Source organism: Geobacter metallireducens GS-15, assembly GCF_000012925.1.
GTDB lineage: Bacteria > Desulfobacterota > Desulfuromonadia > Geobacterales > Geobacteraceae > Geobacter > Geobacter metallireducens.
Map to the genome: position 1 here is coordinate 793849 of NC_007517.1, position 26807 is coordinate 820655.

Annotated in this window: 27 protein-coding genes; 17 read left to right on the top strand and 10 right to left on the bottom strand. The window is 60.1% G+C overall.

Annotation, left to right across the window (positions count from 1 at the left end):
* Positions 1–17: 17 nt before the first annotated feature.
* From GMET_RS03610 to GMET_RS03625, 4 genes are all read left to right on the top strand, one after another.
* On the top strand, positions 18–899 hold the full coding sequence (locus tag GMET_RS03610; RefSeq protein ID WP_004514625.1) for a DUF2156 domain-containing protein: 882 nt from the start codon (positions 18–20) through the stop codon (positions 897–899).
* A gap of 5 nt (positions 900–904) precedes the next feature.
* Positions 905–1987, top strand: coding sequence for a class I SAM-dependent methyltransferase (locus tag GMET_RS03615; protein WP_004514626.1), 1083 nt, complete (start codon positions 905–907; stop codon positions 1985–1987).
* Between the two features lie 129 nt (positions 1988–2116).
* Complete coding sequence (locus tag GMET_RS03620) at positions 2117–2602, top strand: YchJ family protein (RefSeq protein WP_004514627.1); 486 nt, start codon at positions 2117–2119, stop codon at positions 2600–2602.
* A 329-nt stretch (positions 2603–2931) separates the two neighbouring features.
* Positions 2932–3888, top strand: a complete 957-nt coding sequence (locus GMET_RS03625) for an IS110-like element ISGme8 family transposase (protein WP_004513407.1) — start codon at positions 2932–2934, stop codon at positions 3886–3888.
* Here GMET_RS03625 and GMET_RS03630 read toward each other — a convergent pair.
* Positions 3869–4939, bottom strand: coding sequence for a ribonuclease Z (locus GMET_RS03630; protein WP_011365716.1), 1071 nt, complete (start codon positions 4937–4939; stop codon positions 3869–3871). The two genes, GMET_RS03625 and GMET_RS03630, sit on opposite strands and share 20 nt — an antisense overlap.
* A 135-nt stretch (positions 4940–5074) precedes the next feature.
* Between GMET_RS03630 and GMET_RS03635 the strand changes: the two genes are divergently transcribed.
* Positions 5075–5461 carry a PilZ domain-containing protein gene (locus GMET_RS03635; RefSeq protein WP_004514442.1) on the top strand — a complete coding sequence of 129 codons (387 nt, stop codon included), beginning with the start codon at positions 5075–5077 and terminating at the stop codon, positions 5459–5461.
* Here GMET_RS03635 and GMET_RS03640 read toward each other — a convergent pair.
* The 3 genes from GMET_RS03640 to GMET_RS03650 are packed head-to-tail and all read right to left on the bottom strand — an operon-like array spanning position 5388 to position 7160.
* On the bottom strand, positions 5388–6281 hold the full coding sequence (locus tag GMET_RS03640; protein ID WP_004514443.1) for an alpha/beta fold hydrolase: 894 nt from the start codon (positions 6279–6281) through the stop codon (positions 5388–5390). The two genes, GMET_RS03635 and GMET_RS03640, sit on opposite strands and share 74 nt — an antisense overlap.
* Positions 6282–6288: 7 nt before the next feature.
* Positions 6289–6687 carry a secondary thiamine-phosphate synthase enzyme YjbQ gene (locus GMET_RS03645; RefSeq protein ID WP_004514444.1) on the bottom strand — a complete coding sequence of 133 codons (399 nt, stop codon included), beginning with the start codon at positions 6685–6687 and terminating at the stop codon, positions 6289–6291.
* Positions 6688–6716: 29 nt separating this feature from the next.
* Positions 6717–7160: a tetratricopeptide repeat protein gene (locus tag GMET_RS03650; RefSeq protein ID WP_004514445.1), complete on the bottom strand. Its 444-nt coding sequence runs from the start codon at positions 7158–7160 to the stop codon at positions 6717–6719.
* Positions 7161–7340: 180 nt separating this feature from the next.
* On the opposite strand from GMET_RS03650, the gene sucC reads away from it, so the two are divergent.
* The 3 genes from sucC to GMET_RS03665 all read left to right on the top strand — a co-directional run bounded on the left by sucC (position 7341) and on the right by GMET_RS03665 (position 11160).
* Positions 7341–8498, top strand: a complete 1158-nt coding sequence (gene sucC, locus GMET_RS03655; RefSeq protein WP_004514446.1) for an ADP-forming succinate--CoA ligase subunit beta — start codon at positions 7341–7343, stop codon at positions 8496–8498.
* Positions 8499–8533: 35 nt separating this feature from the next.
* Entirely contained in the window at positions 8534–9409 is an 876-nt protein-coding gene (gene sucD / locus GMET_RS03660) for a succinate--CoA ligase subunit alpha (RefSeq protein WP_004514447.1), read from the top strand.
* A 140-nt stretch (positions 9410–9549) separates the two neighbouring features.
* Entirely contained in the window at positions 9550–11160 is a 1611-nt protein-coding gene (locus tag GMET_RS03665; protein ID WP_004514448.1) for a PAS domain S-box protein, read from the top strand.
* Positions 11161–11237: 77 nt separating this feature from the next.
* Here the strand turns inward: GMET_RS03665 and GMET_RS03670 are convergent, their stop codons facing one another.
* Complete coding sequence (locus GMET_RS03670; protein WP_004514449.1) at positions 11238–12431, bottom strand: pyridoxal phosphate-dependent aminotransferase; 1194 nt, start codon at positions 12429–12431, stop codon at positions 11238–11240.
* A 277-nt stretch (positions 12432–12708) separates the two neighbouring features.
* Here GMET_RS03670 and GMET_RS03675 point away from each other — a divergent pair, with 277 nt between their 5' ends.
* From GMET_RS03675 to GMET_RS03695, 5 genes are read left to right on the top strand one after another with little or no spacing between them, the layout of a single operon-like run.
* Positions 12709–13392 carry a cytochrome C gene (locus GMET_RS03675; protein ID WP_138983422.1) on the top strand — a complete coding sequence of 228 codons (684 nt, stop codon included), beginning with the start codon at positions 12709–12711 and terminating at the stop codon, positions 13390–13392.
* A 27-nt stretch (positions 13393–13419) separates the two neighbouring features.
* Positions 13420–13818, top strand: coding sequence for a type IV pilus modification PilV family protein (locus tag GMET_RS03680; RefSeq protein WP_004514451.1), 399 nt, complete (start codon positions 13420–13422; stop codon positions 13816–13818).
* A gap of 39 nt (positions 13819–13857) precedes the next feature.
* Positions 13858–14859 (top strand): prepilin-type N-terminal cleavage/methylation domain-containing protein, encoded by a 1002-nt coding sequence (locus GMET_RS03685; protein WP_238378969.1) that lies wholly within the window; start codon positions 13858–13860, stop codon positions 14857–14859.
* Between the two features lie 4 nt (positions 14860–14863).
* Positions 14864–15355 carry a pilus assembly PilX family protein gene (locus GMET_RS03690; RefSeq protein ID WP_004514453.1) on the top strand — a complete coding sequence of 164 codons (492 nt, stop codon included), beginning with the start codon at positions 14864–14866 and terminating at the stop codon, positions 15353–15355.
* A 42-nt stretch (positions 15356–15397) separates the two neighbouring features.
* Positions 15398–18337 carry a pilus assembly protein gene (locus GMET_RS03695; protein WP_238378970.1) on the top strand — a complete coding sequence of 980 codons (2940 nt, stop codon included), beginning with the start codon at positions 15398–15400 and terminating at the stop codon, positions 18335–18337.
* A 23-nt stretch (positions 18338–18360) separates the two neighbouring features.
* Here GMET_RS03695 and GMET_RS03700 read toward each other — a convergent pair whose 3' ends face one another.
* The 5 genes from GMET_RS03700 to GMET_RS03720 all read right to left on the bottom strand — a co-directional run bounded on the left by GMET_RS03700 (position 18361) and on the right by GMET_RS03720 (position 23624).
* Complete coding sequence (locus GMET_RS03700; RefSeq protein ID WP_004514455.1) at positions 18361–19572, bottom strand: putative nucleotidyltransferase substrate binding domain-containing protein; 1212 nt, start codon at positions 19570–19572, stop codon at positions 18361–18363.
* An 84-nt stretch (positions 19573–19656) separates the two neighbouring features.
* Entirely contained in the window at positions 19657–21639 is a 1983-nt protein-coding gene (locus tag GMET_RS03705; protein ID WP_004514456.1) for a solute symporter family protein, read from the bottom strand.
* A 15-nt stretch (positions 21640–21654) separates the two neighbouring features.
* Complete coding sequence (locus GMET_RS03710) at positions 21655–21963, bottom strand: DUF485 domain-containing protein (protein WP_004514457.1); 309 nt, start codon at positions 21961–21963, stop codon at positions 21655–21657.
* Between the two features lie 133 nt (positions 21964–22096).
* A complete protein-coding gene (locus GMET_RS03715; RefSeq protein WP_004514458.1) occupies positions 22097–22864 on the bottom strand; it encodes an IclR family transcriptional regulator in 768 nt (255 codons plus the stop codon).
* Between the two features lie 361 nt (positions 22865–23225).
* Entirely contained in the window at positions 23226–23624 is a 399-nt protein-coding gene (locus GMET_RS03720) for a hypothetical protein (RefSeq protein ID WP_004514459.1), read from the bottom strand.
* 153 nt (positions 23625–23777) lie between these two features.
* Between GMET_RS03720 and GMET_RS03725 the strand changes: the two genes are divergently transcribed.
* The 4 genes from GMET_RS03725 (at position 23778) to ruvB (ending at position 26802) form a co-directional block, all read left to right on the top strand.
* A complete protein-coding gene (locus tag GMET_RS03725; protein WP_004514460.1) occupies positions 23778–24521 on the top strand; it encodes a YebC/PmpR family DNA-binding transcriptional regulator in 744 nt (247 codons plus the stop codon).
* Positions 24522–24647: 126 nt separating this feature from the next.
* On the top strand, positions 24648–25142 hold the full coding sequence (gene ruvC / locus GMET_RS03730) for a crossover junction endodeoxyribonuclease RuvC (RefSeq protein WP_004514461.1): 495 nt from the start codon (positions 24648–24650) through the stop codon (positions 25140–25142).
* Positions 25139–25738: a Holliday junction branch migration protein RuvA gene (gene ruvA, locus GMET_RS03735; protein WP_004514462.1), complete on the top strand. Its 600-nt coding sequence runs from the start codon at positions 25139–25141 to the stop codon at positions 25736–25738. The genes ruvC and ruvA overlap by 4 nt, the downstream gene beginning before the upstream one ends.
* Before the next feature lie 47 nt (positions 25739–25785).
* On the top strand, positions 25786–26802 hold the full coding sequence (gene ruvB / locus GMET_RS03740; protein ID WP_004514463.1) for a Holliday junction branch migration DNA helicase RuvB: 1017 nt from the start codon (positions 25786–25788) through the stop codon (positions 26800–26802).
* Positions 26803–26807: the final 5 nt, after the last annotated feature.

Below are 26807 nucleotides of genomic sequence, written 5' to 3' on the forward strand. Positions count from 1 at the left end.
CTTTCCCCATGGACCCCATGACCGACATCCCCGGCTTTCCGGCGGCGCGCCCCCTTTTCCTCGCCGACAAGCCCTTCTTCGCCGCCGTTTTTGCCGAACTCCAGCCCCGGGTCTCGGAGCTTACCTTTGCCAATCTCTACCTCTTCCGGGAGGCCCATGACTATCGGCTCACCCGGGTGGGTGACTCCCCCGTGGTGCTCGGAAAGGGGTACGACGGCGAGGAGTACTTCCTCCCTCCCCTCGGTGGAGATGTGGCTGGTGCCCTCCGGGTGCTCCTTGATGCAGGGATGACCCTCTACGGGGCCGACGAGCCCTTTGTGTCCCGGTACCTGGCCGTCGGGGGGGTGGCCGTGGAGGAAGACCGGGATGCCTTTGACTACCTCCACCTCCGGCAGGCACTGGCGGAACTCCCCGGCAACCGCTTCCACAAAAAGAAAAACCGGATCAACTATTTCACCGCTCGGCATTCCTTCAGCGTGGTTCTTTACGGCGAGGCCCACCGCGATGGCTGCCTGGCGCTCCTCGACGAGTGGCGCCGGGTCCGCAACGGTATCGACAGCCCTTCCCTGGAACTGGAGACGAAGGCAGGGGCGGAGGCCCTCATGCTCGCGGACCGCCTCGGCCTCGAAGGGGTGGTGGTGCTCGTGGAGGGAGGGGTGGCTGCCTTCGCCCTGGGGGAGCGGCTCAATCGCGACACGTCGGTCTGCCATTTCGAGAAGAACGATCCGTTCATGGAAGGGGTTTCCCAACTGGTGGACCGGGAGTTCAACCGGCTCCTCTTCACCGACTGCACCTGGACGAACCGCGAGCAGGACCTGGGGGAACCGGGGCTGCGGGCGGCGAAGCTCTCCTACCATCCGGATGAACTGGTGAAGAAGTATCGGGCACGCAGGGTGTGATCGGCATGAACGACGAGCTTCGCCGCCACTACGAGCGGTGGGTCTACCCCCGCTATCCCCTCCTTGCCTCGGTTCGCCCCTGGGACACCTATGCCCTGAACCTGGACACCCTCCATGCCCGCTTCAACGGCGCGCTCCCCAGCAGCCATGCCCGACGCATCCTCCTGGCCGGGTGCGGGAGCTTTTCACCGTACCCCACCTCCCTGGCCAACCCCGGCGTCCCCATCACCGCCCTTGACCTGTCGGCCGCGAACCTGCGGCGGGCCCGGCTCCATTGCCTGGTCCACGGCCGGTTCGGCGTCGACTTCGAGCGGGGGGACATCCTTGACCCTGCAGCAGCTTCGGGGGAATACGGCTTCATCGACTCCTTCGGGGTTATCCACCACCTGCCGGACCCCCTGGAAGGTCTGCGCGCCCTGGAGCGGCGTCTGGCGCCGGGGGGGATTCTGCGGCTCATGGTCTACAGCCGGGGGGGCCGGCGGGAGGCTGAATCGATCCGCACGGCCCTGCGGATCCTGAAGATAGGAGATGTGGCAACGGTGAAACGCCTCATCAGGCGGGCGCCAGCAGGGTCCCGCTTCCGGCGATACGTGGACGCTTCCAGCGAGGCAGCCTTTGATGCCGGCATTGCTGACGCCTTCCTCCATCCCCGGACCCGCACCTACCGCATCGACGAGCTCATGGCGCTGGTGGCGGAGACGGGGCTTACCCCCCTCATGCTCGCCCATGACAGTGCCCTCCCTTCTATGTCCGAGGAGATGGCGCGGCTGCGGCGCCTTGAGCGGGAAGGGGAGGAGACACCGAACTTCATCCTCTACCTGGGACGTCAGCCTCTCGGAGAGTGCGGCCTTTCCCCTGATGCCCGCCTCATGCTCAACCCGGCCCTCCGCACGGCGGTAGGACCCTTGCGACTGGCTCCGATCGTGATACCTCCGCGGCTTGGCCGGCCCAACTCCCCCCTCGGCTTTGCCGAAAAACGCTTCCTGCGCCGTTTCATCTCCCCTGTCCCGGTGGCTTCCCTTGCCCCGGAAGAGCGTGAACGGGCGCGCCCCTTCCTCGATGCCCTCTTTCTGGTGGCGTTTCGGTAAAATCCGGGACCGGGGATCGGGGACCAGGGACCGGCAAAAAAGCTTAACGGTTGACACGGCCGGCAGGGGACGGTATCAATAACCCGGTCCGAACCGGACCACCAATTACACCGTTTCAAGGAGCATCCCATGTCAGATTCCTGTCCCTGCGGCACCGGCCGTCCCTTCGCCGACTGCTGCGAGCCGTTCATCACGGGGAAACGAGCCCCCCTTACCGCCGAGGAGCTCATGCGCTCCCGCTACTCCGCCTACACGAAGGTGGAGATCGGCTACATCCACGATACCACCCATCCGGAACACCGGGGAGACTTTGACGAGAAGGGGACCCGCGAGTGGGCCGAGAGTTCCCGCTGGGAGGGGCTTGAGATTGTCTCGACCCTGGCCGGCGGGGCCGACGATACGGAAGGGAAGGTGGAGTTCATCGCCCGCTACCGCGACAAGGATGTGCGACGGACCCACCACGAGCTGGCCGAGTTCAAGAAGCTGGACGGAGCCTGGTACTTCACCGACGGCGTCGGCGTGAAGGCCGCCCCGGCCACCAGCGTCAAGGTGGGGCGAAACGATCCGTGCACCTGCGGCAGCGGCCAGAAATACAAGAAGTGCTGCGGTAAGTAGGGGATACCGTGCCCCTGAAAACCTTTGAATAACACGGAGCAACGGAGCACACGGAGAAATCAAAAGCAGAAAAAAGGGCTATCAGGCAGGAATATAGCTGGTTGCTTGTGGCAGGTGATTCGCTCTTGTTTTACTCCGTTGCTCAGTTGCTTGTATGTTTCAGTAACCGGTTATATGTTCTCCAGAATTGGACACGACAGCTTGGTCGTTGCTTGGGCCAATTGAGCCCGTCACAGAGCGTAATGCGTCGTGTCCATCTTTCCTCAACCCGAACGGTTGCTTGGGCCGAAACGAGCCCGAATTTTCGCAAGAAAGGGACTGGAGAGAATATGGAACCCAATGATGCAGTTGTTGGAGTCGACGTTAGTAAAGAGCATCTTGATGTCTACCTCATGCCAACTGGTGACCAGAAAAGGGTGACTAACGATGATGCCGGTTGTGCTGAGCTGACGACGTGGCTCATTACGAACGCCCCTTGTCGGATTGTTCTCGAAGCCACCGGCGGCTTGGAGATGCTAGCTGTCAGCACCTTATCAGCAGCGGGTCTGCCAGTGGTCGTGGTTAATCCTCGGCAGGTCAGAAACTTTGCCAAAGCATGCGGGCTGCTGGCGAAGACCGATATTCTTGATGCCAAGATCATTGCCCGATTTGCCCAAGCCATCAAGCCTGAAATCAGGCCGCTCAAGGACGAGACAAGCCAAAATCTAGCAGCACTGCTGGCCCGCCGCCGGCAGTTGGTCGAGATGCTTGTGGCGGAAAAAAATCGCGTGATTTCCGCTGCACCTACGGTCCGCAAAGGCATCATGACCCATATTGCCTGGCTGACACAGCAGATCGATGACGTTGATAAAGACATCTCAACTCTTATTCAGTCCAGCGAATCCTGGAAGGCAAAAGAAGAAATCCTTACCAGTGTCAAGGGCATCGGCCCTGTGACTGCGGCCACCATACTGGCAGCACTTCCGGAGTTGGGGACCATTTCCCGACAGCAGCTTGGCGCTCTGGTCGGAGTATGCCCCTATAATCGGGACAGTGGCAAATTCCGTGGAAAGCGCGCAATCTCCGGTGGCAGAGCAACCGTGCGTTCTGTCCTGTACATGGCAACATTGTGTGCCGCCAGGTTTAACCCGGTTATAAAAGCCTTCTATCAACGCCTTACAAGCGCCGGAAAACTTCACAAAGTCGCGATCACCGCTTGCATGCGAAAACTACTCACCATCCTCAATGCCATGGTGAAAAACAACCAGAAGTGGGATCACTCGAAATTCACTCCACTTCTGCACTAATTTGTTGACTGAGAACACGGTTGCTCCGTGTTCCAGGTGTTTTTTCGCTAAAAAACGCCTCCTCCAACTCCGTCCGGAGCATCTCCTCCATCCCCCTATATTTGGGTGAAAAGTGAAACGGCACCACCCGTGCCACTCCCGCCTCTCGGGCCAGCTCACCCGCCTGCCGGGCGGTCAGGTGGCTCCGCTCGCGGGCCCGCTCCTCCTCCGCATGGAGAAACGTCGTCTCGATGAAGAGGTAGTCGGCTTCCCGGGCCAGTTCCACGATCCGCGAACCGTTCTCCGGGGTGAGCCCTGCGTCGGTCACGTAGACAACCCGTTGTCCCGGCACTATCCCCACCAAGCGCTCCCGCAGTTCTCCCAGGGGATGGATCTTCTCCCGCACCTGGCCCCCCTCACGCCACCAGACCCTGAAGGGAAGATCGTCCCGCTCTCCCCGAAGGATCGCGTTCTTCAGTTCCCGAAGCCACTCCCCCGTGGGGAGTCCCATCTCCTCCAGGCGGTTCTTGCGGACGTTCACGTGGAGCTTTTCCTCCAGGGCAAAGGCGAGGCAGGGGGTGCCGTGATCCAGAAAAGCGGCCCGCACCCGGAAGGTTTCTTCGTCGAGGATGACACCGTTGGAGATTTGCTCCCAGCTCTCGTTTTCCGGCACGAACTCGCGCCGGCAGTGGAATTCCACCGTCCTTACCCCGCCGCCCGGAGCCAGTTCCGTGGCCTCCACCGTGAAGTCGGTGGGATAGCTCTCCACCAGGTTCCAGGTGTAGCCGGCCAGTCGGTGGGCCACCTGGTCCGTGAAGCCGGGGGGGCCGTAGAGGCGGAGCCGCTTCTCCCGCCCCAGGCAGAGGCGCACCACCCGGTCGAAACCGATGAAGTGGTCCACGTGGGTGTGGGAAACGAAGATGTCCGAGATGCGGAGAACCTTCCGGGGGGGGAGGGGAGTGATGTCTCCCAGGTCGAAGAGGATGGCCCGGCGCTCGAAGAGGAAATCCACGTAAACGCCGGGGTCATCGAAGGGGCCGTTCACGGGGGTCGGGTGGAACAGGGGGGGCATGTGGTCCTCCAGTAGGAACGGCGTGGCTGCGAAAGGTGAAATGGGCCGTCACGGTGGCACTTTTCCTTGCATTTCGGGGGGTAAGGTGTGCTACTATCCGCCCATTAATGAAAGTTGTCGAAAGGTAAGGGGCCCATGGCGGAAAAACGGGACATCACCAGGCACAAGAAGCGGCTGTCGCTGCGGTTCGGCACGACTACTCCCACACGCCTCGCCTACACCGAAGATGTTTCGGCCCACGGTCTCTTCATTAAAACCACCAACCTCTGCCCGCCGGGCACCCGCATCCAGATCGAACTGACCCTCCCCGACGAGGAGCCGGTTTTCCTGGAGGGGATGGTCCGCTGGACCAAGAAGGTCCCTCCTCAAATGATCCATCTCGTGAAGAAGAGCGGCATGGGGGTCATGATCACGAAGTTCATCGCCGGCGAAATGGCCTACCGGCATTTCATCGACGAGCTTCACGCCAGAACCGGCCACTCCCTTCCTCCCGCTCCTCTCCGTTCCCCAGAAACTCCATAATCGCCGCAAGGGTCTCGCGGGGACGCTCTTCGTGGGGGTTGTGGCCGCAGCCATCGATCACCGCGAGCCGGGCATCCGGCATCTCTTCCGCGAGCCGCTTCCCCTGGCCGATCCGCACGATCCGGTCCTCCTTTCCCCAGACAATCAGGGTAGGTATGTCGATCTCCCGGTAGCGGGCCGTGATCGCGCCGTAGCTGTCCGGGTCGATGGCCCGGGCGCTCCGGATCAGGACCCCTGCCATGCCCCGCCGGCCGAAGCAGTGCTCGTAACGCCTGATCCGCTCGGGAGTGATGGCCCTCGTGTCGTGGAAGACCCGGGCGAGGGTGTAGCGGACAATGGTGCGCACCGGGATGAGGGCCATGCCGATACGTGCCAGGAACGGAATCCGGAGCCACCCCATGAGCCGCGGGAGCTTCTGGGGGTAGGCGGAACAGGCGACGAGGATGAGCCGCGCTACGAGGCCCGTGTCTCCCCGGTCCCGTGCCTGGAGGGTGACGAGGAGGGCGATGGCGCCGCCGAGGGAATGCCCGGTCAGGATGACACGCGAAAGTCCCTTTGCCTTCAGGAATGCAGTGGTCACCGCGGCCTGCTCCTCGATGGCGTAGGAGCCGGTGCGGGGCTTGGAGGAAAAGCCGAACCCTTTCAGGTCGATAAGATAGAGGGTGAAACGCTCTGCCGGGAAAAGGGGGACGATGTCATTCCACGTGGTGCGGGCAGCCGCGAAGCCGTGGACAAAGACGACCGGCGTCGGGCCGTGGCCGACAACGCGATAGCTGATGTCGACGCCGGGACCGTAGACGAAGGTGAGCCTGTCGCCCATGGCGGCGTCAGCAGGAGACGATCTTGAGGGCAACCTTGCGCTGGCGCGGCCCGTCGAACTCGCAGAGGTAGATGGATTGCCAGGTGCCAAGCAGGAGCTTCCCCTCGTTGAAGAAGACCGTCAGGGAAGTCCCAGTGAGGGTCGACTTGATGTGGGCGTCGGAGTTCCCTTCCTTGTGGGTGAAGTACGGGTCGCGGGGGACGAGGCGGTCGAGGTAGGTCAGTATGTCCCGTTGGACGGCCGGGTCAGCCCCTTCGTTGATGGTCAGGCCGGCGGTGGTGTGGAGGACGAAGATATGGCAGATGCCGCAGGTGACGCCGGAACCCCGCACCTGCTCCCGTACCATGGAAGTGATGTCGATGAACTCCGCTTTAGCCCTGCTCCTGATTTCCAGGTATCTGACCATGGCCCCGTCCCTCCCCGATGGTTTGTTCGTCACCTGAGTCTCAACTTTTTCATAACTATGCCGAGATACTTGTTAATGGGGTGGTCCCGCCTGAGAAAGCCGACTACCGGCGGTTTGCGCAGGCCGATCTTGCGCAATTCCGCCTCGATGTGGCTGTTGGACTCGTACAGGAGCCCCTGGCGGAACACGTGGATGGCGTCTTTCGTGCTTCCCGCTTGGAGATACACTCGTCCCAAGTTCAGGTAGTGAACCGCGTTTTGGGGATCTTTGCGGATCGCCTCCTGGCAAAGCTGAATTGCCCGATCGAACTGACGACGCTCCTTGGCGAGGCAGAAGGCCAGATAGGACCAGTTGGCGGGGGTATTTCTGCGTTCTACCGCCTCTTCGAAGCATTCGAGGGCAAGGGATGTCTTGCCGCTGTTGACGGCCCGGATGCCCCTGGCAATAAGCTCCTCGACGTTTGTGCCGGCCACGGCTTCCTCCTGATGAAGTGTCTGGTAGTATTATAAAAGTTCACCGGGAGGTGTAAACACTTTTTCTTTTCTTTTTCTGGTGGTTATACGGAGAAGCGGTATATTGAATTTTATTCTTAACCACTGTTTTATTTTGTGGTATACCTAAAATACTTTTATTTAAACTAAAAAGGAGGGGGCATGAACATTCATGAGTACCAGGCAAAGGAGATCCTGAGCTCGTACAGCATCCCGGTCCCGCGGGGGCGGGTGGCACTCACGTCCGACCAGGTGGAGCGGGCTGCCAAGGAGATGGGGGGGCGCTGCGTCATCAAGGCCCAGATCTACGCCGGTGGCCGCGGCAAGGCCGGCGGGGTGAAGCTGGTCCATCACCCGGAGCAGGCTCAGGATTACGGCAAGGAGCTCTTTGGCAAGCGTCTCGTGACTCCCCAGACCGGCCCCGAGGGGCTGAAGGTCCGCCGCATCCTCGTGGAGGAGGCGGTGGAGATCGCCCGGGAGTTCTACCTCTCCATCACTCTGGACCGGGCAACCTCCCGTTATTGCCTCATCGCCTCCGCCGAAGGGGGGGTAGACATTGAGGAAGTGGCCCAGAAGTCCCCCGAGAAGATCCACGTCCTCACCATCGACCCCTACACGGGCCTTCGCCCCTACCTGGCCCGCAAGATCGCCCTGGCCCTGGGGCTCACGGGGAGCCTCTGCGAGGACTGCGTGGAGCTGATGCTGAACCTCTACAAGGTCGTGCTCGACAAGGACTGCTCCCTGGTGGAGATCAACCCCCTGGTGGTGACCCGGGCCGGCTGGCTCATGGCCATGGACGCCAAGATCAACTTCGACGACAACGCCGTCTTCCGGCACCGGGAATACCCCGACATGATGGATTACTCCCAGCTGGACACCCTGGAGATCAATGCCGGCAAGTACGATCTCTCCTACATCAAGCTCTCCGGCAACATCGGCTGCATGGTGAACGGCGCCGGCCTGGCCATGGCCACCCTCGACGTGCTGAAGGAATACGGCGGCGAGCCGGCCAACTTCCTGGACGTGGGGGGCGGCGCCACCCGCGAGAAGGTGGCCGAGGCCTTCAAGATCATCCTGGAGGATGCGGACGTGAAGGGGGTCTTTGTCAACATCTTCGGCGGGATCATGCGCTGCGACGTCATCGCCCAAGGGATCATCGAGGCGGCAAGCGAGGTCCACTGCACCCTTCCCATCGTGGTCCGGATGGACGGGAGCAAGGTGCTGGAGGGGAAGCAACTCTTGGTGGATTCGGGGCTCAACGTCCAGACCGCCGACTCCCTCGGTGAGGGGGCGGAGCGGATCGTGCAGATGCTGGGCTGACGGCCATTACATTACAGACAACACGGAGATCATCAATGTCCATACTCATCAACAAGGATTCAAAGATAGTCGTCCAGGGAATCACGGGCCGCAGCGGCCTCTTCCACACCCAGCAGTGCCGGGACTATGGCTCCAGGATCGTGGCCGGCGTCACCCCGGGCAAGGGGGGGATCCACATCGAGGGGATTCCGGTCTTCAATACGGTGGAGGAGGCGGTGCGGTACACCGGCGCCAATGTCTCCATGATTTTCGTTCCACCCCCTGGGGCCGCCGACGCCATCCTTGAGGCGGCCGACGCGGGGGTCGACCTGGCGGTCTGCATCACCGAAGGGATCCCGGTGCGCGACATGGTGCCGGTGAAGCGGATTCTCCAGGGGAGCAAGACCCGCCTCGTGGGGCCCAACTGCCCCGGCGTCATCACCCCGGGCGAGTGCAAGGTGGGGATCATGCCCGGCTACATCCACAAGCCCGGCAAGATCGGCGTCGTCTCCCGCAGCGGCACCCTCACCTACGAGGCGGTGAAGCAGATCACCGAGGCGGGGCTCGGCCAGTCCACCTGTGTCGGCATCGGCGGCGACCCCATCATCGGCATGCAGTTCATCGATGTCCTGAAGCTTTTCAACGAGGACAAGCAAACCGAGGCGGTCTTCATGATCGGCGAGATCGGCGGGAGCGCCGAAGAGGACGCCGCCGAGTGGATCCGGGAGAACATGAAGAAGCCCGTGGCCGCCTTCATCGCCGGGGTCACCGCCCCCCCGGGAAAGCGGATGGGCCATGCCGGCGCCATCATCACCGGCGGGAAGGGAAAGGCGGAGGACAAGATTCGCACCCTGGGCGAGTGCGGCGTGGTCGTGGCCCCGAGCCCCACGAAAATGGGGGCGGCCATGCTGGAGGCCCTTGGCAAGAAGTAAGGAGTTCCGTTCCGTTATTGATTGGGAAGGGCTATGGCCAGGAAGGCATGGCCCTTCTTTTTTGCCGGGATTTTGTGTATCCTCCCTGGAGGCAAACACTTCAGGTGTTTCGCAGGATGGGGTAGCGGCATGGAGGAGCAATGGGGGAAGAGTCAGGCGTGATTGTCGAGCTGCAGCGGGAGATTGAAGCGTTACGCGAGCGCATCCGGGACTTCGAGGCGCGGGAAGCCGAATGCATCCTGGTACATCAGGAACTGTTCCGTGCCCGCCGCGAGTGGGAGAGTATCTTTCAGGGGATTGCCCATCCGACGGTGATCCTCGATTCCCGGCACGTGGTCGTTGCCGCCAACCGGGCCGTGGTGAAGGCCGCAGGGACAAGCGAAGGGGAAATTATCGGCAGGAAATGTTACGAGGTTTTCCACAATTCGGGATGCACCGAGCCGCCACGGGTGTGCCCCATGGAGATGATGCTCCTGTCGAACGGTGAGGAGACAATCGAGGTGGAGGCCGAGGCCTTCGGCGGTGTCTTTCTCGTGTCGTGCACCCCTGTCTTCGACGATGGGGGAAAGGTGGACAAGATCATCCATATCGCCACCGACATCACCGCGCGCAAAAGGGCTGAGGAGTCCTTGCGGGAGAGCGAGGAACGGTACCGGATCGTGGCCGACTATTCCTCCGACTGGGATTTCTGGCTCTCGCCCGAGGGTACCCTTTCATACGTTTCGCCTGCCTGCTTGGATATTACCGGCTATGCCCCTGCTGAGTTCTACGCTGACCCCTCCCTGAACGCGGCAATCGTTCATCCCGACGACCGGGAGATGATAGCGCGGCACAACGAGGAGGCAATGTCCTCCAACGAAAAGAGTGCAATGGAGCTGCGCATCATCACCAAGGGGGGCGAAACCCGCTGGATATTCCATGTGTGCCAGACCGTTTACGACAGTGAGGGGAAAAGCCGGGGCCGCCGCGCCAGCAACCGCGATATCACGGCTCTCAAGCGGGTTGAGGAGGAAAACCGGAGGCTCCATGCCGAACTCGAACTCCGGGTCATGGAACGGACCGCCCAACTCGAAGCGGCCAACCGTGAACTCGAATCCTTCTGCTACTCGGTTTCCCACGACCTGCGTGCTCCGCTGCGCCATATCGAGGGGTTCTCCAGCATCCTCATTGAGGATTGCGCCGAGGGGCTCGACGAAACGGGGAAGGGGTATCTGGATCGTGTCGTCCGCGCCACCAGGCGGATGGATGAGCTGGTGGACGCCCTTCTCAGGCTTTCCCGTTACACCCGGGACTACATGACGTTCGAGCCGGTTGACCTGAGCGACATGACCAGGGAGATCATGGGTGAGTTCACCAAGAGCAATCCTGAGCGGAAGGTAACGATCACCATTCAGGAGGGGCTCAGGGCCATGGGAGACGCGCGTCTCCTGCGGGTGGTGATGGAGAACCTTCTCGGCAACGCCTGGAAGTTCACGGGAAAGATCGAGGAGGGGGAGATCGAGTTCGGGAGGGAAGAGCGCGACGGGCGGGGCGTGTTATTCGTTCGGGACAATGGCGCGGGCTTCGACATGGCTTACGTCGACAAGCTGTTCAATGCCTTCCAGCGGCTCCATGGCAGCGATGAGTTCGAGGGGACCGGCATCGGCCTTGCCACGGTCCAGCGGATCATTCATCGCCACGGCGGCGAGGTCTGGGCCCATGCGGCGCCGAACCGGGGCGCAACCTTCTCGTTCACGCTCCCCCCGGCGTGACGCCCCGGTCATGCCGGAAGCGAAAAGAGCGATGCCCCTTCAGGCACCGCTCTTTTTCGTGGAGTTTCCCTCCAACGCTATCCCCCCAGCCCCGTCTCCCGGGCCAGCTGTTGCCAGGCGGGAAGACTCCGCTCGATCATTCCCCGGTCGACGCAGTAGGCAATCCGGAAGAAGCCGGGGGCGCCGAAGCCGGCCCCGGGAACCAGCAGAATCCGGTGTTTCTGGGCCATCTTCACGAACTCCACATCGTCGGTCAGCGGTGACTTGGGAAAGAGGTAAAAGGCGCCGTCGGGCCGCACCATCTCGAAGCCCATGGCGGTGAGGCGGTCGTAGAGAAGGTCCCGCTTGGACTGGTACTCGCCGATGTCCACGGAGGCCCGCTGGAGCTTTGTCACGAGCCGCTGCATGAGGGCCGGCGCGTTCACGTAGCCGAGGACCCGGTTGCTGAAGACCGCCCCTTCCACGAACTGCTCTACTCCCCGGGCACTGGGGTTGACGGCCAGGTAGCCGATCCGCTCGCCGGGGAGTGCCAGGTCCTTGCTGTGGGAGGTGACGATGACCGAGCTCTCCACGTACCGGAAGATGTTCGGCACATGCTTGCCGTCAAAGGCGATCCGGGCGTAGGGTTCGTCGGAGATGACGTAAATCTGTCGGTCGTAGCGCCGCTCTGCCCGCGCAAGCATTTCGCCCAGTTCCTTCAGGCTCTCTTCCGGGTAGATGACGCCGGTGGGGTTGTTGGGGGAGCAGATGATGACGGCCCGGGTTTTGTTGGTGATGGCGGCTTCGATGGCCGGGATGTTCAGCTGGAAGGTCTCCCTGTTGGTCCAGACCTCCTTCGGCACCCCGCCGTGGTTGTCGATGTAGAACTTGTACTCCACGAAGTAGGGGGTGAGGATGATCACCTCTTCGCCCGGATTGAGGATGGTCTTTAGGACCACGTTCAGGGCGCCGCCGGCCCCGCAGGTCATCACCACGTGCCCGGCTTCCACGGGGAGGCCGGACGCCTCGGCAAGCACCTCAGCCACGGCGGCCCGGGTCTCCTGGTAGCCGGCGTTGTTCATGTAGCGGTGCATGCCGGGGATGGGATTGGTGGCGAGGCGGGCGAACTCCTCCTGGAACTCCCGGGGGGGCTCCGTGTCGGGATTGCCGAGGGTGAAGTCGTACACGTTCTCGGCCCCGTGGACCTGGCGCAGCCGCTCCCCCTCCTCGAACATCTTCCTGATCCAGGACGACTTGGAGATGTGGCCGGCGATTTTTGTGGCGATGGGCATGGTGACAACCTCGCTGTAAAATGGATATGCGAATTTGTAGCACAGGACTAGATCAATGGGCAAGAATGCAGTTGTTTTAAGCTTGGAATCGTGCCAATCTTCCGATACTTCGCGGGTCGCGATTGGCGTTTTGTCCCTTACATTCAGTGCCAGATCTGGAAAAAATCTTGCATAACTTTTCATGCATGTGGACCATACGCTGATTTTTTTGCCGATGGTCCAATACAATACCGATTGTGAGAGAAGAATGAGATCCTTCCTGATAATGCTGTGTTTCATGGCGGTCATGCTTGGCAGTGTACCCTTTGTTGGGTCCGTCCATGCCATGTCGGCTTTTTCGCGTAAATACGGCATGAAATGTGATTCATGCCATCGCCAGAGGATTCCGGAACTGAACGATTTCGGTGTGGCGTTTTACAAGAACGGTTTCATGCTGCCTGGACAGAATGGCTCAGCGAAGAAAGATACGGCCGCTTCTGCCGCTGTACCCCCAGTGACCGGCAAGGAGAGTGACAGCGCCGGCGAAGGTGCCCCCAAGGCGTCGGTTAAAGGCCCCGGAGAGGGCAAAAATGAAGAGGAGGAAGAGGAGGAGGAGGAAGAACCGCCACCTCCGCCCACGGTTGTCTATCGTCTGCCGTCACGGGACGGGAGCGTCTACTTCACCGATAATCCTATCCGGCAGGAAAGTGTTCCGGTTTTGAGAAAAAAGCAAGGTAGCCGTCCTGCGCCGTCACGTGCCGGTGTAATCCATCCAGCAAAACATCAAGGACGAGTTGCCGCCAAACAGCGAATGCTTTCCAGCGTTTCTGCGGCAGTCTCCCAAGAGCATTTCCGAAGTTATGAGGAGTGCATGGAGCAATCATTGCTTAAAGAACCGCCTCCCATTTCTGCCGAAGAAACAATGAACCGTCTGACTGCGGCTGAGAAACGCTGTTCGGCATATCAGTCAATAAAACGGTAGCCGTTGCGAAGGAATAGTGGGACTGTTATGACCAGCCGTTTGAACCAGAAAGGGTATACCCTCGTTGAGATGCTGATTGCCATGTTTCTTCTGGTGGTTGGCTTTCTGTCGGTTTTTCTGGTGCTCTGGGCCTCTACAACGTCGGGGCGTTTCAGTCGAGACATGACGACCGCGGCAAACCTTGGCCAGGATATGCTGGAGCGGATCGGTACCATGAAGTATGACGATTTGCCTGAAACAAGCGGATTTCAGAACTATCCGGAACCGTTCGGCGACAAGAGCCTGGCTGCCGCTGCCTTCGAGGCGCGACAGTGGCGGATATCTTCGGCCGGCAGCATGAAGATCGTGACCGCCAGGATATCGTGGATCAAAAACGGCGCCAGGAAGACAAGGGATTTCACCATGGTCAGGCGGAAAGAGTACTAGACAATGACGTGTGAGGCGTTGACGGCGCAGCCAAGGTCTATGGGGGGGTACACGCTTGTCGAGGTGCTTGTGGTCATCGTTATTCTGGCGGTGATCAGTGCCGGCTTGTCCACTGTGTTCATCACCGGGCAGAAAGAGTATGGCGTGCGTGAGGCTACCATCAGGATGCAGCAGCAGGCACGGCAGGCCATGAACGAGATGGAGCGGGAACTTAAAAACACCGGCTACGGCCTCATGGATATGGGCGACCTGACTGTCAAAGTTTACAAGTCTAGCGGGGCCATTCCCTCCTGGCAGGTGGTCGAGGCGTCGGATGGCGGCACTGAGCCCGACTCGATCAAGGTCCTGTACAGCGGGGCCGAGAGCGACGTGGGATATGATTATATCGTTTCCGTGGATCACCCTACAAGTTCAGCGCTCATGCTGGTCAGCGCCGTTGGCTCCGTCCCCCCCTCGCGCACGCTCAATGACGATTTCATAAAAGGAGACCTGTTTCTCGTCTACGATCCGAGCGATCCGGGGAAGCCGGCTACGCGCTTTCAGGCGACGAATGTTACAGCTCCCGACAAGATCCATCACAACCCCGGAGGGTATAATCCTTCAGGAGGAACTCTCGACGTCGCGTACGGCGTTGGAAGCAAGGTTCTCAACCTGAGGCTGATGCAGGCGAAAAGTGTGTCATATTCAGTGGATGCCCGGCAGAACCTGATCAAGACCGTCGAAGACCTCAGCCTGATTGACCCTCCGGCAAATCAACGCACGAAAATAGTAGCATCCGGCGTCGAGGACCTTCAGATACGGTATCAGTTTAAGGACGGCACGTGGAAGAATGCCGGCGATCCCGGTTTCGTTGCGAAGGACCTTCGAGCGATTCAGGTGAGCATCATTGTCAGGACCGAAAAGCCCGATCCCCGCTATCCTGGGCAATCTCTTCAACTGACGGGCTCCTATGGCAATGGCGGAGTGAAAAATTCGGCAGGTTACCGCAGGATGGCCATGAGCACGATCATCTATGTGCGCAATCTTGGGTTCCGGGACTAGTTGCATGGGGGGACGGGTGCTGAATGAGCGGGGGGCTGCGCTGGTCGTGGCGATCATACTGCTGATGGTCCTCACCATCCTGATGACGGTACTGAATCATGCGACCCTGTATGAAATGATTTCAAGCCGCACTTATCAGGAATCCCAGCGGGCTTTCTACGCAGCCGAGACAGGGGTCCGCGATGCCCTGGAATGGCTCGGAAAGCAGAATTCCCCGCCGGAAACCACCATCACCCCCCCCGGCTGGTTTTATGACGGGACCGTGGCGCGCAAGGACGCCACGTGGTGCTCTTGGCAGACAGTGGAGGATATCCATTTCCGGTACTATATCGAACACCTGAAAGACGCCCCGAATTACAACATGAGTAGCACCATCGGCAAGAACTCCAAGGGGCCGAAGAGCGTCCAGCACTACTACCGCATAACGGTCGACGGGGCCAACAGCACCTATCTGGTGCACAGGCAGGTCCAGGTCGTGACGACCGCCTACTGGTGACATGCAATGAGAATCAGCAATTTTCATGCACGCAAAATCCTCTTGTTAGCCGCAATTCTCTGCTCTGTCGGCATTCTCGCGGCCATGTCCTTTGCGGCGATTTCCCAGTACCCTCTGTTCCTGACCGGCAGCGTGCAGCCGAACGTCATGATTCTCCTGGACAACTCCGGCAGCATGAATACGATCATGGAGCATCGGGACTACAGTCCCGGTACCGTGTATTCCGGCTCGTTCAGGGGGGGCGAAATTTACTTTAACAGAATTGACTACAGTAAAAGTGGAAATCCCTATTACCTGGTGAGCAGGGACACGGGGCACACCGTCGATGGTAACAATCAGAACCAGTACACAGTCAATGGCCGCTCGATCACGCTTCCGTTTCCCTATGTTGACACCCGCTGGAATGGCAACTACCTGAACTGGCTTTTTTTTCATGCGACTGCGGCCCAGTACGGCAGCCTAGCCACCGATGCATCGATCCGGGTGACAAGAATCCAGACGGCCAGATCTGTCATCAGCGACGTGGTTAAGAATGTCTCGGGTGTCAGGTTTGGCCTGTTCAAGCTGAACAACAGCCAGGGGGGGAGCAAGGTAAAGGATTGCGGCGCCCTGACCCCGACAACCGTCGATGCGGCGGTGGACGGGATCAATGCAGAAACCTGGACCCCCTTGGGGGAGACCCTCTCGGAAATCTGGCAATACTTCAGGGGGGGGGATTCCCTCTATAATTCGGGAACCTATACGACCCCCATTACCAACGGGTGCCAGAAGAATTACACAATTATCGTGACTGACGGGGAGCCGACCTACGACAACTGTTATCAAGGGCCGTTTGCTTCCTACGGCTGTCCCAAGGACCCCTATGACAAAGAGAACGAAAACGCTCCGAGCCATCTGGCCGATGTGGCGAAAGACATGCATGACGGCAACGCATCGCCGTTCAGTGGCAGGGTGCAGAATGTCTCCACCTACACCATCGGCTTGACGCTGGACAGCGCCCTCCTCGATCAGACAGCGGTGAACGGAGGGGGAAAATACTTCACGACGACGTCGGGAATCAGTCTTGCCACGGCCGTCCAGAATGCCCTGGCCGATATTGTGTCCAAAATGGCGGCAGGAAGCAGCGTCGCCGTGAATACCCCGTTTCTGAACTCGAACAGCACGCTCTATCGGGCAAGATTCAAGTCACCGGACTGGAACGGTTATCTGGAGGCCTTCAAGCTTGACGCCGCCACCGGTGCTATCATCGGATATCCGAACTCTCCCGAATGGGAGGCGGGCTCTCGACTCAATAGTCGCTCATCTGCCCGGGCAATCTATACCGCCGGCGTGGATGGCGGCACGTACAAGCGGCTTGAGTACAGTACCGCCAACGGGACCAAACTGGCGGGTGCGGGATTCATGAATTTTTCGTCCGCAAAGGCCAGCGATCTCATCGGGTATATCCGCGGTGATCGCTACGGAACAACAAACCCCGCTGGGTATCGCAACCGGACGAGCAAGCTCGGGGACATCATCTCATCATCACCCGTCGTCTACGGCCCTCCCGACGGTGTCTACACCGATGCAGCCTACAAAGCATTCAAGAGGGACTGGGCAACCCGAACATCGCTCATTCTGGCGGGGGCCAACGACGGGATGCTCCACGCCTTTGACGCCGCGACCGGTGACGAGGCATGGGCTTTCATCCCGAATATTCTCTTAAGCAAGCTGAAGCTCCTGAGAAATGATCCCTATACGCACACAAGTTACGTCAATGGCGCGATCACGGTTGCCGACGCCTATATCCAGACGAAAAATGCCGACGGTACCACTGCCGGAACCGCGGGGTGGCGCTCCATAGCCGTCTGCGGCCTCCGCGACGGCGGCAAGGGGTATTTCGCCCTCGATATCACTGATTCGGCCAATCCGATACCGTTATGGGAGCTTACCGCCACATCATCGGCAACACCGAACGGTCTGGGGTACTCGTTTGGAACCCCCCTGATCCTCAAACTGAGGGATGAAGCGGCAACCAGCGGATTCCGCTGGGTTGCGGCCCTTGCGAACGGCTATGAGGGACCCACAAGCAGCAAGGCCGCTTCGCTCATCATTGCCGACCTCGCCACGGGAGCGGTCATCAACGAGATCGTTGTCGACAAGTCGGCATTCAGTGGTGTCTCCCCTAATGGGCTTGCCTCTCCCGCTGCCATTGACAGGGATATGGACGGCTTCGCCGACACCCTCTATGCCGGGGATCTCAAAGGGAACATGTGGCGGTTTGACGTGAGCAGCGCCAAGATGGCCCAGTGGAAGGCTGACTGCATCTTTTCCGCCGGGGTCACCCAGCCGATAACCGCCGCTCCTGACGTGGTGGTGCGCCTCGGGTATCAGTATGTCTTCTTCGGCACCGGGAAATACCTTGACGAGGGTGACAAGACCACATCATTCACTCAAAGCTTTTACGGGGTAAAGGATGATAATTCGACGAAAAATCTGACGCAAGCTGATCTGGTCGGTCAGACCATAACGGAGGTGACGTATTCGGGAGCCGTGTACCGGACCCTTTCAAGCTTTACGGTCGGCAGCAAGGATGGGTGGTATCTTGATCTCCCCGGTAAAGGCGAACGAGTTATCGCGGAACCTGAAGCTACCGGGACCAATGATGCCGGCAAGGTCAAATTCACAACTTTTATTCCATCCACCGATCCCTGTGAGCCGGGAGGTAAAGGTTGGCGCATGCAGGTCAATATGGAGACGGGTGGAGAGCCGAAGAAGTCGGTGTTTGTGGTGCCAGGAAGGCCGGACGGCACTGTCCCTGTGGGTGACAGCTCTCGGAGGCCCTCGGGGATGCTTCTCTCTTCTGGGACTGTGGCACCACCAGGAGGAACGAATGATTTGGATATCATCCAAAAAATCGACACAGGTCTTGAACCTAAGCAAGATGAGAGCGGGACCCACCAGTTCGGTCTGCGGAGTTGGAGGCAGCTTCTGTCCATTTAGCGGTGCTGCCGCAGTGACAGAAGTTACATGATTGAGAAATTCGTATGAATGGTGCGCTGGAGATCCTCGATTTTGATGAGAGCCTGGCGGATCTCCTCCCGTTCGTCGGCGGGGAGGGTGTAGGGGTTCAGGTAGTAGGAGCTCTTGTCGATTCCCTTGATGACCTTGATCTGGAGGAGGATCCGGTGCTTCGTCAAGGTGGTGTAAGCGTCAACGAGCCCCTGGGCAAAGGTCGCCGAGAAGCTCCCCTCCTTCTGGAGCAGCTCGATTCGCCGCACGGTGTTCGTGGCCGGTATCCCCTGGTTGATGGCGAGAATCCGAACGTTCATGACGAGTGGTGCCCAGGCGAGGAGCTTCAGGTTGAACTCTCCCTTGTGCTCCCCTGAACCTTCGGTCCAGAGCCGGTTCAGGAAGCCGAGGGCCAGCTTCATCTCCGTTGCCGCCTTGGCCATCCCCCAGAGTACCTGGAAGTAGTCCTGCTCCAGTCCCCGGATGAGTCCCACCAGGTCGTTGGCCAGGTCCTTGTCCCCCGCCACGTGGCGGGCGTCGGAGAGGACGATGAGGTCCATGAGGTTTTTGGCGTAATCCTCGTACTCGTAGCGGACGATGGCCAGGAGCTTTTTCTTCCATTGGCCGTAGGAGCCCCGCCAGGTGGGGTTCGACGGCATGATGTCGCCGGTGCACTTCTTGAATCCCATCTCCGCCATGCGCTCCACCAGAGTCTCCGAGAATTCCCTGAACCACTGGTCGGCCGCCTCGCCGCCTTCGTCGCCGTAGACGATCAGGTAGTCCTGGTCGGTGATGAGGGTCTGCTCCTCCCGGCCGTCGCTCCCCATGCTGCAGAGGGCGTAGGAGCGCGGAGGGCTTCCTTTGCCGGTGGCTGCCATTTCCTGCTCCACCAGTTCCAGCGCCCGTCCCGCCAGGACATCCCGGTACTCCGTGCATGAGGCGTGGAGGGCGGTCACCGACTGAATCTTGAGAAACCGTTCCAGTTCCAGCCCATTCAATTCGTCGTGGATTTCCCGCAGCGCACCGTAGTCGGTTTCCCCCTTCACCCGGGCCATGAGTTCCCGCCGCCGTCCCGCTATCTGCCCCGTAAGGGCGATTTCATGATCGACCTCTTCCTTGAGCCGGTTGAGGATCAGCGGGATTTCGTCCTGTTCCAGGACCCGGACGAATGCGTTGATCCGGGCCATGGTTTCGGCTACGGCTGTCTGGATGATGTCGTTATGCATGCAGATCCTCGCGCGGGATAAAAAAGGGGAAAGCAACGCTTTCCCCTAATCCTAGCACAAATTATACCGAATTAAAAAGCCGTTCTAGTGGTCGATGGCCTTGGCCATGCCGATGCCGGTGTTCTGGCGGACGTAGATCTCGTCGAACATCTCCTCGGAGCGGCGGCTCGGGAAGGCGAGGCAGCCGATGATGGCGGCGATGAAGCCGAGCGGGATAGAGATGATGCCTGGGTTCTTCAGGTCGATGAGGGGCTTGTCGAGGCCGATGAAGGACTTGCCGTCCTTGTTGGTTTCGTAATCCTTCTTGGCCTTGTCGAGATCCTTCATTTCCTTATCGGAGAGGAGCGCGCCGGTGGCTTGCTTCTCTTCAAGCTTCACGACCACCTTCTTGGCGTCGGCGGCAACCTTCTTCGGATAGGTCATGTTGGGGGAGACCATCACCAGGGCGATTGAGGCGATGGTGCCGACCACGAGGCCCGACACGACGCCGGCGGTGTTGAACTTGCGCCAGAAGAGGGACATGACGACGACCGGCAGGTTGCCCGAGGAGGCAACGGCAAAGGCCAGGGCCACCAGGTGGGCGACGTTCTGCTTCTCGGCGGCGATGCCGATCAGGATGCCGGCGGCGCCGACGCAGAGGGAGGTGATCCGGGCGGCCATGACCTGCTCATGCTGGTCGGCGTGGCCGTCCTTGATAACGTTCACGTAGATGTCGTGGGCGATGGCGGCGGAGGCAGCCAGAACGAGGCCCGACACGACGGCGAGGATGGTGGCGAAGGCAACGGCGCAGAGGAAGGCCAGGAGCAGGTCGCCCAGGAACGGGGAGATGTCGCCGCCCAGCTTCTGGGCAAGCATCATGGCGGCCATGTTTCCGCCTTTATCCACGGCGGAGATCCCTTGCGGGGTCACGTGGATGGCGGCGCCGAAGCCGAGGAGCGTCGTCAGGATGTAGAAGAAGCCGATGATGAACATGGCAACGATAACGGACTTGCGGGCTGCCTGGGCGGTCGGCACGGTGAAGAAGCGCATCAGGATGTGGGGCATGCCAGCAGTGCCGAGCACGAGGGCCATGCCGAGGGATATCTGGTCAAGAGGATTCTTCATGAAGAGACCCGGTTCAAGGAACCGCTGCCCGTAGTCGAAGCCGGCCACGGCCACGGGATCCTTCAGGACCACCTTCTGCACGTGCTCGATGATGTTGGGGCTGGTGGCGATGTCGTTGAAGAACTGGAACGGGTTCATGCCCGACTTGATGCCCACGAGGATGGAGAGAACGAATGCACCGGTCATGAGGAGGCCGGCCTTGATGATCTGGACCCAGGTGGTGGCGGTCATGCCACCGAAGACGACGTAGCCGACCATGAGGATGCCGACGCCGATGATGGCGAACTTGTAGGGGATGCCGATCAGCAGCTGCATGAGTTTCCCGGCGCCGACCATCTGGGCGGTGAGATAGAAGGTGGAGACGGCCACGACGGAGAGGGCGCAGACGGCCCGGACCACTTTCGGCTCGGTACGGAAGGAGAGGATGTCCCCCAGGGTGTACTTGCCGGCGTTGCGGCACGGCTCGGCCACGATGAGGAGCACCGTGATGTAGGCCACGAGCCATCCCACCGAGTACATGAAGCCGTCATAGCCGTAGAGGGAGATCATGCCGGAAATCCCCAGGAAGGAGGCGGCCGACATGTAGTCGCCGGCGATGGCCCAGCCGTTCTGGGTGCCGGTGATGCCGCCGCCCGCGGTGTAGAAGTCGGCAGCCGACTTGGTCCGCTTGGCCGACCAGACGACGACGGCCATGGTCACGGCGATGATGATCAAAAAGATCGGGATGGTGACCATCGGGTTGGCCTTGATGGTCTTCTTCTCGGGAGTTGCGGCCGGCGTTGCCACCTTGGCTGCGGTGGCTGCTGCGGGCGCCGTGGCTGCCGGGGCAGGGGTTGTGGCTGCCGGTGCGGTTACGGCGGTCGGAGCGCCGGGGGACGCGGGGGCCTTGGCAGGCTCCTCGGCAAAGGCGGCGAACGAGCCCAGGGAGAGGGCCAGAGTTATACCAGCAAGCAGTTTTTTCATCTCAGTCCTCCTTCCTTATTTGAGCTCATCCACCAGCTCGCGGGTGAGCCGGTCGAAGTCTTTGTTGGCCACATGGGCGTAGTACATGGCGATCCCCCAGGAAACGAAGAACTGGGAGAGGGCGAAGAGGTAACCGAAGTTGATCCGCCCCAGGATCTTGATCTTGAAGAGGCCGGGAGCGTACGCGGCACCAATCGGGAGGAGGAAGTAGAAGACGGTGGAAAATACCCACCATCCGACGAGAAACGTAGTTTTCTTGCGGTGGAGTTCGACGAACTTGGGATTCTTGGCGATTGCGCCCCAGTCGTACTGTTTTTCAGCCATGGTTTGTTACTCCTTTCTCCAAAATAATCACACATCCATGGAGCGGCGTCCCGCTCCGATTCTGTATCAACTTCCGTATCCGTCGTGTCTCCCCTCCTTTCGTCGAATAGTTGGTCCCGTTACTCCTCTGGTCCTAAAGCTTTGCGTAGCCAAACTTCAGGGAAAGCATCTCGGCGCCCTCCCGGAGGGAAGGGATGATCTCCTCCTCCAGCCGCGAGGCCATCAGCCTGAACGACGGTCCGAGCATGGTAAGGGCGCCGATTACCTTGCCGGCGTAATCCCGTACCGCCACGGCGACCGTGACGATCCCTTCGCCGAGCCCGTCGAAATCGACGGCGAAACCGCGCTCCCGAATCGCCGTCAGTTCAGTCTGGAGAAGGGCCGGATCAGGGGTCCCGCCATTTCTCCGTTTCTTGAAGAATTTCTCCAGGAGGTCAGCCGACTCCAGCGACTTGATGGCCTTGCCTGCCGCGTTGGTGAAGAAGGGGAAGCGCTTGCCGACAAGGGGGGCGGTTTTGATGGCCTGATCGCAGTCGACCATGTCGAGAAAGAGGACTTCCTCTCCCTTGAGGACCGCGATGTAGACCGCCTCGTCATGCTTGCGCGCCAGCTTCTCCATGACCGGGTGGGAATGCCGGATGAGGCTCGTGCTGTTGAGGAGCCTCTGGGCCAGTTCCACCGACGAAATCCCGAGGCGGTAGATGCCACTGGCATCGTCACGCTCCACGAGCCCCTTGCTCTCGAGGGTTGCCAGAAGACGGAAAGCCTTGTTGCGGGAGAGATCGAGCCTCTCCGCAAGGTAGGGAAGGGTGGCGTGCCGGCTTTCCTCGGTGAGCGTTTCGAGAATATCCAGGGCCTTTTCAACGGTTTGTACCGCGTATGAACTCTTTTCCCTGGTCATCGTTACCTTCCGTCAAGAATGGTGTGCAAGGCTGTTTTATAAACAATGTTATATTGTGTGATTATTTTTTAGCACGACGTTTTACTTGCGTCAACATCAATTTCAATAAAAAAATTAAATTTAAAAAAATAATACGTAAATCCGGTGCGTTAAAAACATGAGTTACCATATATAGACGCTGGAGCGCCGTTTTGTTTGCTTTATAGAACGTGGTTTATGGTAGTGCCTGGGTTTGTCGGGGTGCGTTTGATTATGCTGTTGATTCTGTGGCGGGTGTAATGGGGTTTGAATGAATTTATAAAGGGCGAGTGGGGGTAAGGATAGGAAAAGATAATAAGGGGGCGGGTGGAAGGGGTGGCGGTCAGTTGAATCTGATCGCTATCCCCTTTGCTTTGATGGAGGTTGAGGGGAAGAAGAGGTAAGACCCTTTTTTCGCTTGGACTTCGGGGAGGATGATGGCATCGGCCCCCAGTTTTGCGGCTTCGGCTCCTAGGGCGTCGTAGGCCCATTCGTCAGCTTCGTTCTTTAGGTCGTCGATGTGTCCCAGGCGCTCACGGCTCACCTCGACGGTGCCGATTTTGGTGTAGGGGCGGATGATCTCATCCTGGGCGAGGATGGGAGGAAGTTTGTTCGGGTCGAGAGCGGTAGTGGGGGTGAGGGTTGCGCAGGCAGCAGTGAGGAGGGCAGAGGCCGCCAGAAGACGAGCGAGTCTGCCGAGGCGGGGGGAAGCAGAACCGGTAATAGGGGCAGGACGAGTCATGGGCGTACCTCGCGGATCATTGTGGGTGGGGTGTCATGGAGTCCGATTCGCCCATTTTACATAAACTTTCAACCTTTACAACCAAGATTTTCCCATGCTACTATCTGCCGATTTCGGGCGCCGGCCCACAGTTTAGCAGAAGGAGCAGTCGCGATGTCTGGACATAATAAATGGAGCACGATCAAACACAAGAAGGGTGCCGCAGACGCCAAGCGGGGGAAGGTCTTCACCAAGATCATCAAGGAGATCACCGTGGCCGCGAAGCTGGGTGGCGGCGATCCCAACGGAAACCCCCGTCTACGCAGCGCCGTTGACAAGGCAAAGGCCGAGAACATGCCCAAGGACAACATCGAGCGGGCCATCAAGAAGGGGACCGGCGAGCTTGAGGGGGTCAACTACGAGGAGATCGTCTACGAGGGGTACGGCCCCGGCGGCGTGGCGGTCCTCGTGGAGTGCATGACCGACAACCGCAACCGGACCGTCGGCGATGTGCGGAGCACCTTCACCAAGTGCAACGGCAACATGGGTGAGACCGGTTGCGTCTCCTGGATGTTCGACAAGAAGGGGCTCATCGTCGTCAGCAAGGATGCCGATTTCGAGAAGCTCTTTGAGGTGGCCCTGGAGGCCGGCGCCGAGGACGTGGCTGACGAGGAGGAGCAGTACGAGGTGTTGACCGACCCGTCCTCCTTCATGGAGGTGCGTGAGGCCCTGGAGAAGGCCGGGTTCGCTCATGAGTCCGCCGAGATAACCATGATCCCCCAGACCATGGTGAAGCTGGACGGCAAGAACGCCGAGAACATGCTGAAGCTCATGGACCGGCTCGAGGACAACGACGACGTGCAGAACGTCTATGCCAACTTCGACATCTCCATGGAGGAGATGGAAAAACTGATGTAAGCGGAACGGAGGAGTACTCTCCCGTTTTACATGCATGCTTATTCAAGCGCGGAAGCCGGAAGCCAGCCTTTCCTTCCGCGTTTTTTCTCTGTGTTCTCTGTGCCCTCTGTGGCAGAATGCTTCCCCATGAGAGTTCTCGGCATTGACCCCGGGTCGCGCATCACCGGCTACGGCATCATAGAAAAGGTCGGCAACCGCCTCGTCCATGTGGACAACGGCGCCATCCATACCGATAACCACAAGGAGTTCGCGCTCCGCCTCCACAGGATATTCGAAGGACTCTGCGAGGTTATCGCAGAATACCGTCCCGACGCCATGGCCGTGGAGCAGGTGTTCCTCGCCCACAACGCCCAGAGCGCCCTGAAGCTGGGGCAGGCCCGGGGGGCCGCCATCGTGGCCGGGGTGAACGCGGGGCTCCCGGTCAGCGAGTACACGGCCATGCAGGTCAAACAGGCGGTTGTCGGCTACGGCCATGCCCGCAAGGAGCAGGTGCAGCAGATGGTCAAGTCCCTCCTTAACCTTCCTGAGATCGCCCAGGCCGACGCCTCCGACGCATTGGCCGTGGCGGTCTGTCACGCCAATTCGGCCGGCATGAAAAACATCCTCCGGAGCATCAGATGATAGCCCGTCTCACCGGCATGCTCGCCCACAAGTCCCCCGACGCCATCATCATCGACGTGAACGGTGTCGGCTACCGGGTCCAGATCCCCTTTTCCACCTACTACGAGCTTCCCGATGAGGGGAAGACGGTTTCCCTTTCCATTTACACCCACGTCAAGGAAGACGCCATCAGCCTCTTCGGGTTCAGGACCGTTGCCGAGAAGGAGTTCTTCCAGGTTCTCATCTCCGTTTCCGGCATCGGCCCCAAGATGGCCCGGGACATCCTCTCCAACATCCAGCCCGACGAGCTGGCCGGAGCCATCCTCCAGGGGAATCTGGTCCGGCTCTCGTCGATTCCCGGCATCGGGAAGAAGACCGCCGAACGCCTCGTGCTGGAGCTGAAGGAGAAGGTGCGGAAGATGGATGTAGCTCCCTCGACAAAGGAGGCGGCCCCCAGCGAGGCACCCCCCGAAGTGGCCGATGACGTGGCCTCCGCCCTGGTGAACCTGGGCTACAAGGAGGCGGTGGTCCGTAAGGTGCTGGCGGAAATGGCCATCGAATCCGGCGCCTCCACCGAAGCGGTCCTCCGGCAGGCATTGAAGATTCTGATGAAATGACAATGTAGGGGCAATTCATGAATTGCCCTTACGGGTAGACACCCGTTATGACCCGACTCGTTACCCCCGACATAACCGAAGACGACCTGATCGAATCGTCCCTGCGCCCCCGGGCACTGGACGACTACATCGGCCAGGAGAAGGCCAAGGGAAACCTGCGGGTCTTCATCGATGCGGCGCGGAAGCGGGGCGAGGCCCTGGACCACGTCCTCCTCTATGGCCCGCCGGGGCTGGGAAAGACGACGCTGGCCAACATCATCGCCTGCGAAATGGGAGTGAACATCAAGTCCACCTCCGGCCCGGTCATTGAGCGCCCCGGCGACCTGGCGGCGATCCTCACCAACCTGGAGCCCCACGACGTCCTTTTCATCGATGAGATTCACCGTCTCTCCCATGTGGTGGAGGAGATCCTCTATCCGGCCATGGAGGACTACCAGCTCGACATCATTATCGGCCAGGGACCCAGCGCCCGGACCATCAAGCTGGACCTTCCGAAGTTCACCCTCGTGGGGGCCACCACGAGGGCCGGCCTCCTCTCCTCGCCGCTTCGGGATCGGTTCGGGGTCATCTCCCGGCTGGAGTTCTACACCGATGATGAGCTTACCACCATCGTCACCCGTTCCGCCCGTATCCTGAACATCGGCATCGAACCGGAGGGTGGCCGGGAACTGGCCCGCCGAAGCCGCGGTACCCCCCGCATCGCCAACCGTCTCCTGCGCCGGGTGCGGGACTTCGCCCAGGTCCGGGCCGATGGTGTCATCACCGCACCGGTGGTGGACGAATCCCTGAAACTGCTGGAGATCGACGAGAAGGGGTTCGACCATATGGACCGGACCATTATGCTCACCATCATCGACAAGTTCGGCGGCGGTCCCGTGGGGCTCGACACCATCGCTGCCGCCATCGGCGAGGAGCGGGACACCATCGAGGACGTCTACGAACCGTTCCTCATCCAGCACGGCTTCATCAACCGCACCCCCCGCGGACGGGTGGCGACCAGGGCGGCCTACGAGCACTTCGGCCGCATCGCTCCGCCGTCATCGTCCCAGGGGAATCTTTTCTAACGTCC

What these genes read in the sequence shown, in the direction of transcription:
- GMET_RS03620 (WP_004514627.1), top strand. Translation starts at nt 2,117, where the DNA reads ATGTCAGATTCCTGTCCCTGCGGCACCGGCCGTCCCTTCGCCGACTGC.
- GMET_RS03690 (WP_004514453.1), top strand. Translation starts at nt 14,864, where the DNA reads ATGGGGGGACGGGTGCTGAATGAGCGGGGGGCTGCGCTGGTCGTGGCG.
- ruvA (WP_004514462.1), top strand. Translation starts at nt 25,139, where the DNA reads ATGATAGCCCGTCTCACCGGCATGCTCGCCCACAAGTCCCCCGACGCC.
- GMET_RS03710 (WP_004514457.1), bottom strand. Translation starts at nt 21,963, where the DNA reads ATGGCTGAAAAACAGTACGACTGGGGCGCAATCGCCAAGAATCCCAAG.
- GMET_RS03615 (WP_004514626.1), top strand. Translation starts at nt 905, where the DNA reads ATGAACGACGAGCTTCGCCGCCACTACGAGCGGTGGGTCTACCCCCGC.
- GMET_RS03665 (WP_004514448.1), top strand. Translation starts at nt 9,550, where the DNA reads ATGGGGGAAGAGTCAGGCGTGATTGTCGAGCTGCAGCGGGAGATTGAA.
- GMET_RS03715 (WP_004514458.1), bottom strand. Translation starts at nt 22,864, where the DNA reads ATGACCAGGGAAAAGAGTTCATACGCGGTACAAACCGTTGAAAAGGCC.
- ruvC (WP_004514461.1), top strand. Translation starts at nt 24,648, where the DNA reads ATGAGAGTTCTCGGCATTGACCCCGGGTCGCGCATCACCGGCTACGGC.
- ruvB (WP_004514463.1), top strand. Translation starts at nt 25,786, where the DNA reads ATGACCCGACTCGTTACCCCCGACATAACCGAAGACGACCTGATCGAA.
- GMET_RS03685 (WP_238378969.1), top strand. Translation starts at nt 13,858, where the DNA reads ATGGGGGGGTACACGCTTGTCGAGGTGCTTGTGGTCATCGTTATTCTG.
- GMET_RS03705 (WP_004514456.1), bottom strand. Translation starts at nt 21,639, where the DNA reads ATGAAAAAACTGCTTGCTGGTATAACTCTGGCCCTCTCCCTGGGCTCG.
- GMET_RS03635 (WP_004514442.1), top strand. Translation starts at nt 5,075, where the DNA reads ATGGCGGAAAAACGGGACATCACCAGGCACAAGAAGCGGCTGTCGCTG.
- GMET_RS03630 (WP_011365716.1), bottom strand. Translation starts at nt 4,939, where the DNA reads ATGCCCCCCCTGTTCCACCCGACCCCCGTGAACGGCCCCTTCGATGAC.
- sucC (WP_004514446.1), top strand. Translation starts at nt 7,341, where the DNA reads ATGAACATTCATGAGTACCAGGCAAAGGAGATCCTGAGCTCGTACAGC.
- GMET_RS03625 (WP_004513407.1), top strand. Translation starts at nt 2,932, where the DNA reads ATGGAACCCAATGATGCAGTTGTTGGAGTCGACGTTAGTAAAGAGCAT.
- GMET_RS03640 (WP_004514443.1), bottom strand. Translation starts at nt 6,281, where the DNA reads ATGGGCGACAGGCTCACCTTCGTCTACGGTCCCGGCGTCGACATCAGC.
- GMET_RS03680 (WP_004514451.1), top strand. Translation starts at nt 13,420, where the DNA reads ATGACCAGCCGTTTGAACCAGAAAGGGTATACCCTCGTTGAGATGCTG.
- GMET_RS03610 (WP_004514625.1), top strand. Translation starts at nt 18, where the DNA reads ATGACCGACATCCCCGGCTTTCCGGCGGCGCGCCCCCTTTTCCTCGCC.
- GMET_RS03725 (WP_004514460.1), top strand. Translation starts at nt 23,778, where the DNA reads ATGTCTGGACATAATAAATGGAGCACGATCAAACACAAGAAGGGTGCC.
- GMET_RS03700 (WP_004514455.1), bottom strand. Translation starts at nt 19,572, where the DNA reads ATGCATAACGACATCATCCAGACAGCCGTAGCCGAAACCATGGCCCGG.
- GMET_RS03670 (WP_004514449.1), bottom strand. Translation starts at nt 12,431, where the DNA reads ATGCCCATCGCCACAAAAATCGCCGGCCACATCTCCAAGTCGTCCTGG.
- GMET_RS03720 (WP_004514459.1), bottom strand. Translation starts at nt 23,624, where the DNA reads ATGACTCGTCCTGCCCCTATTACCGGTTCTGCTTCCCCCCGCCTCGGC.
- GMET_RS03675 (WP_138983422.1), top strand. Translation starts at nt 12,709, where the DNA reads ATGGCGGTCATGCTTGGCAGTGTACCCTTTGTTGGGTCCGTCCATGCC.
- sucD (WP_004514447.1), top strand. Translation starts at nt 8,534, where the DNA reads ATGTCCATACTCATCAACAAGGATTCAAAGATAGTCGTCCAGGGAATC.
- GMET_RS03645 (WP_004514444.1), bottom strand. Translation starts at nt 6,687, where the DNA reads ATGGTCAGATACCTGGAAATCAGGAGCAGGGCTAAAGCGGAGTTCATC.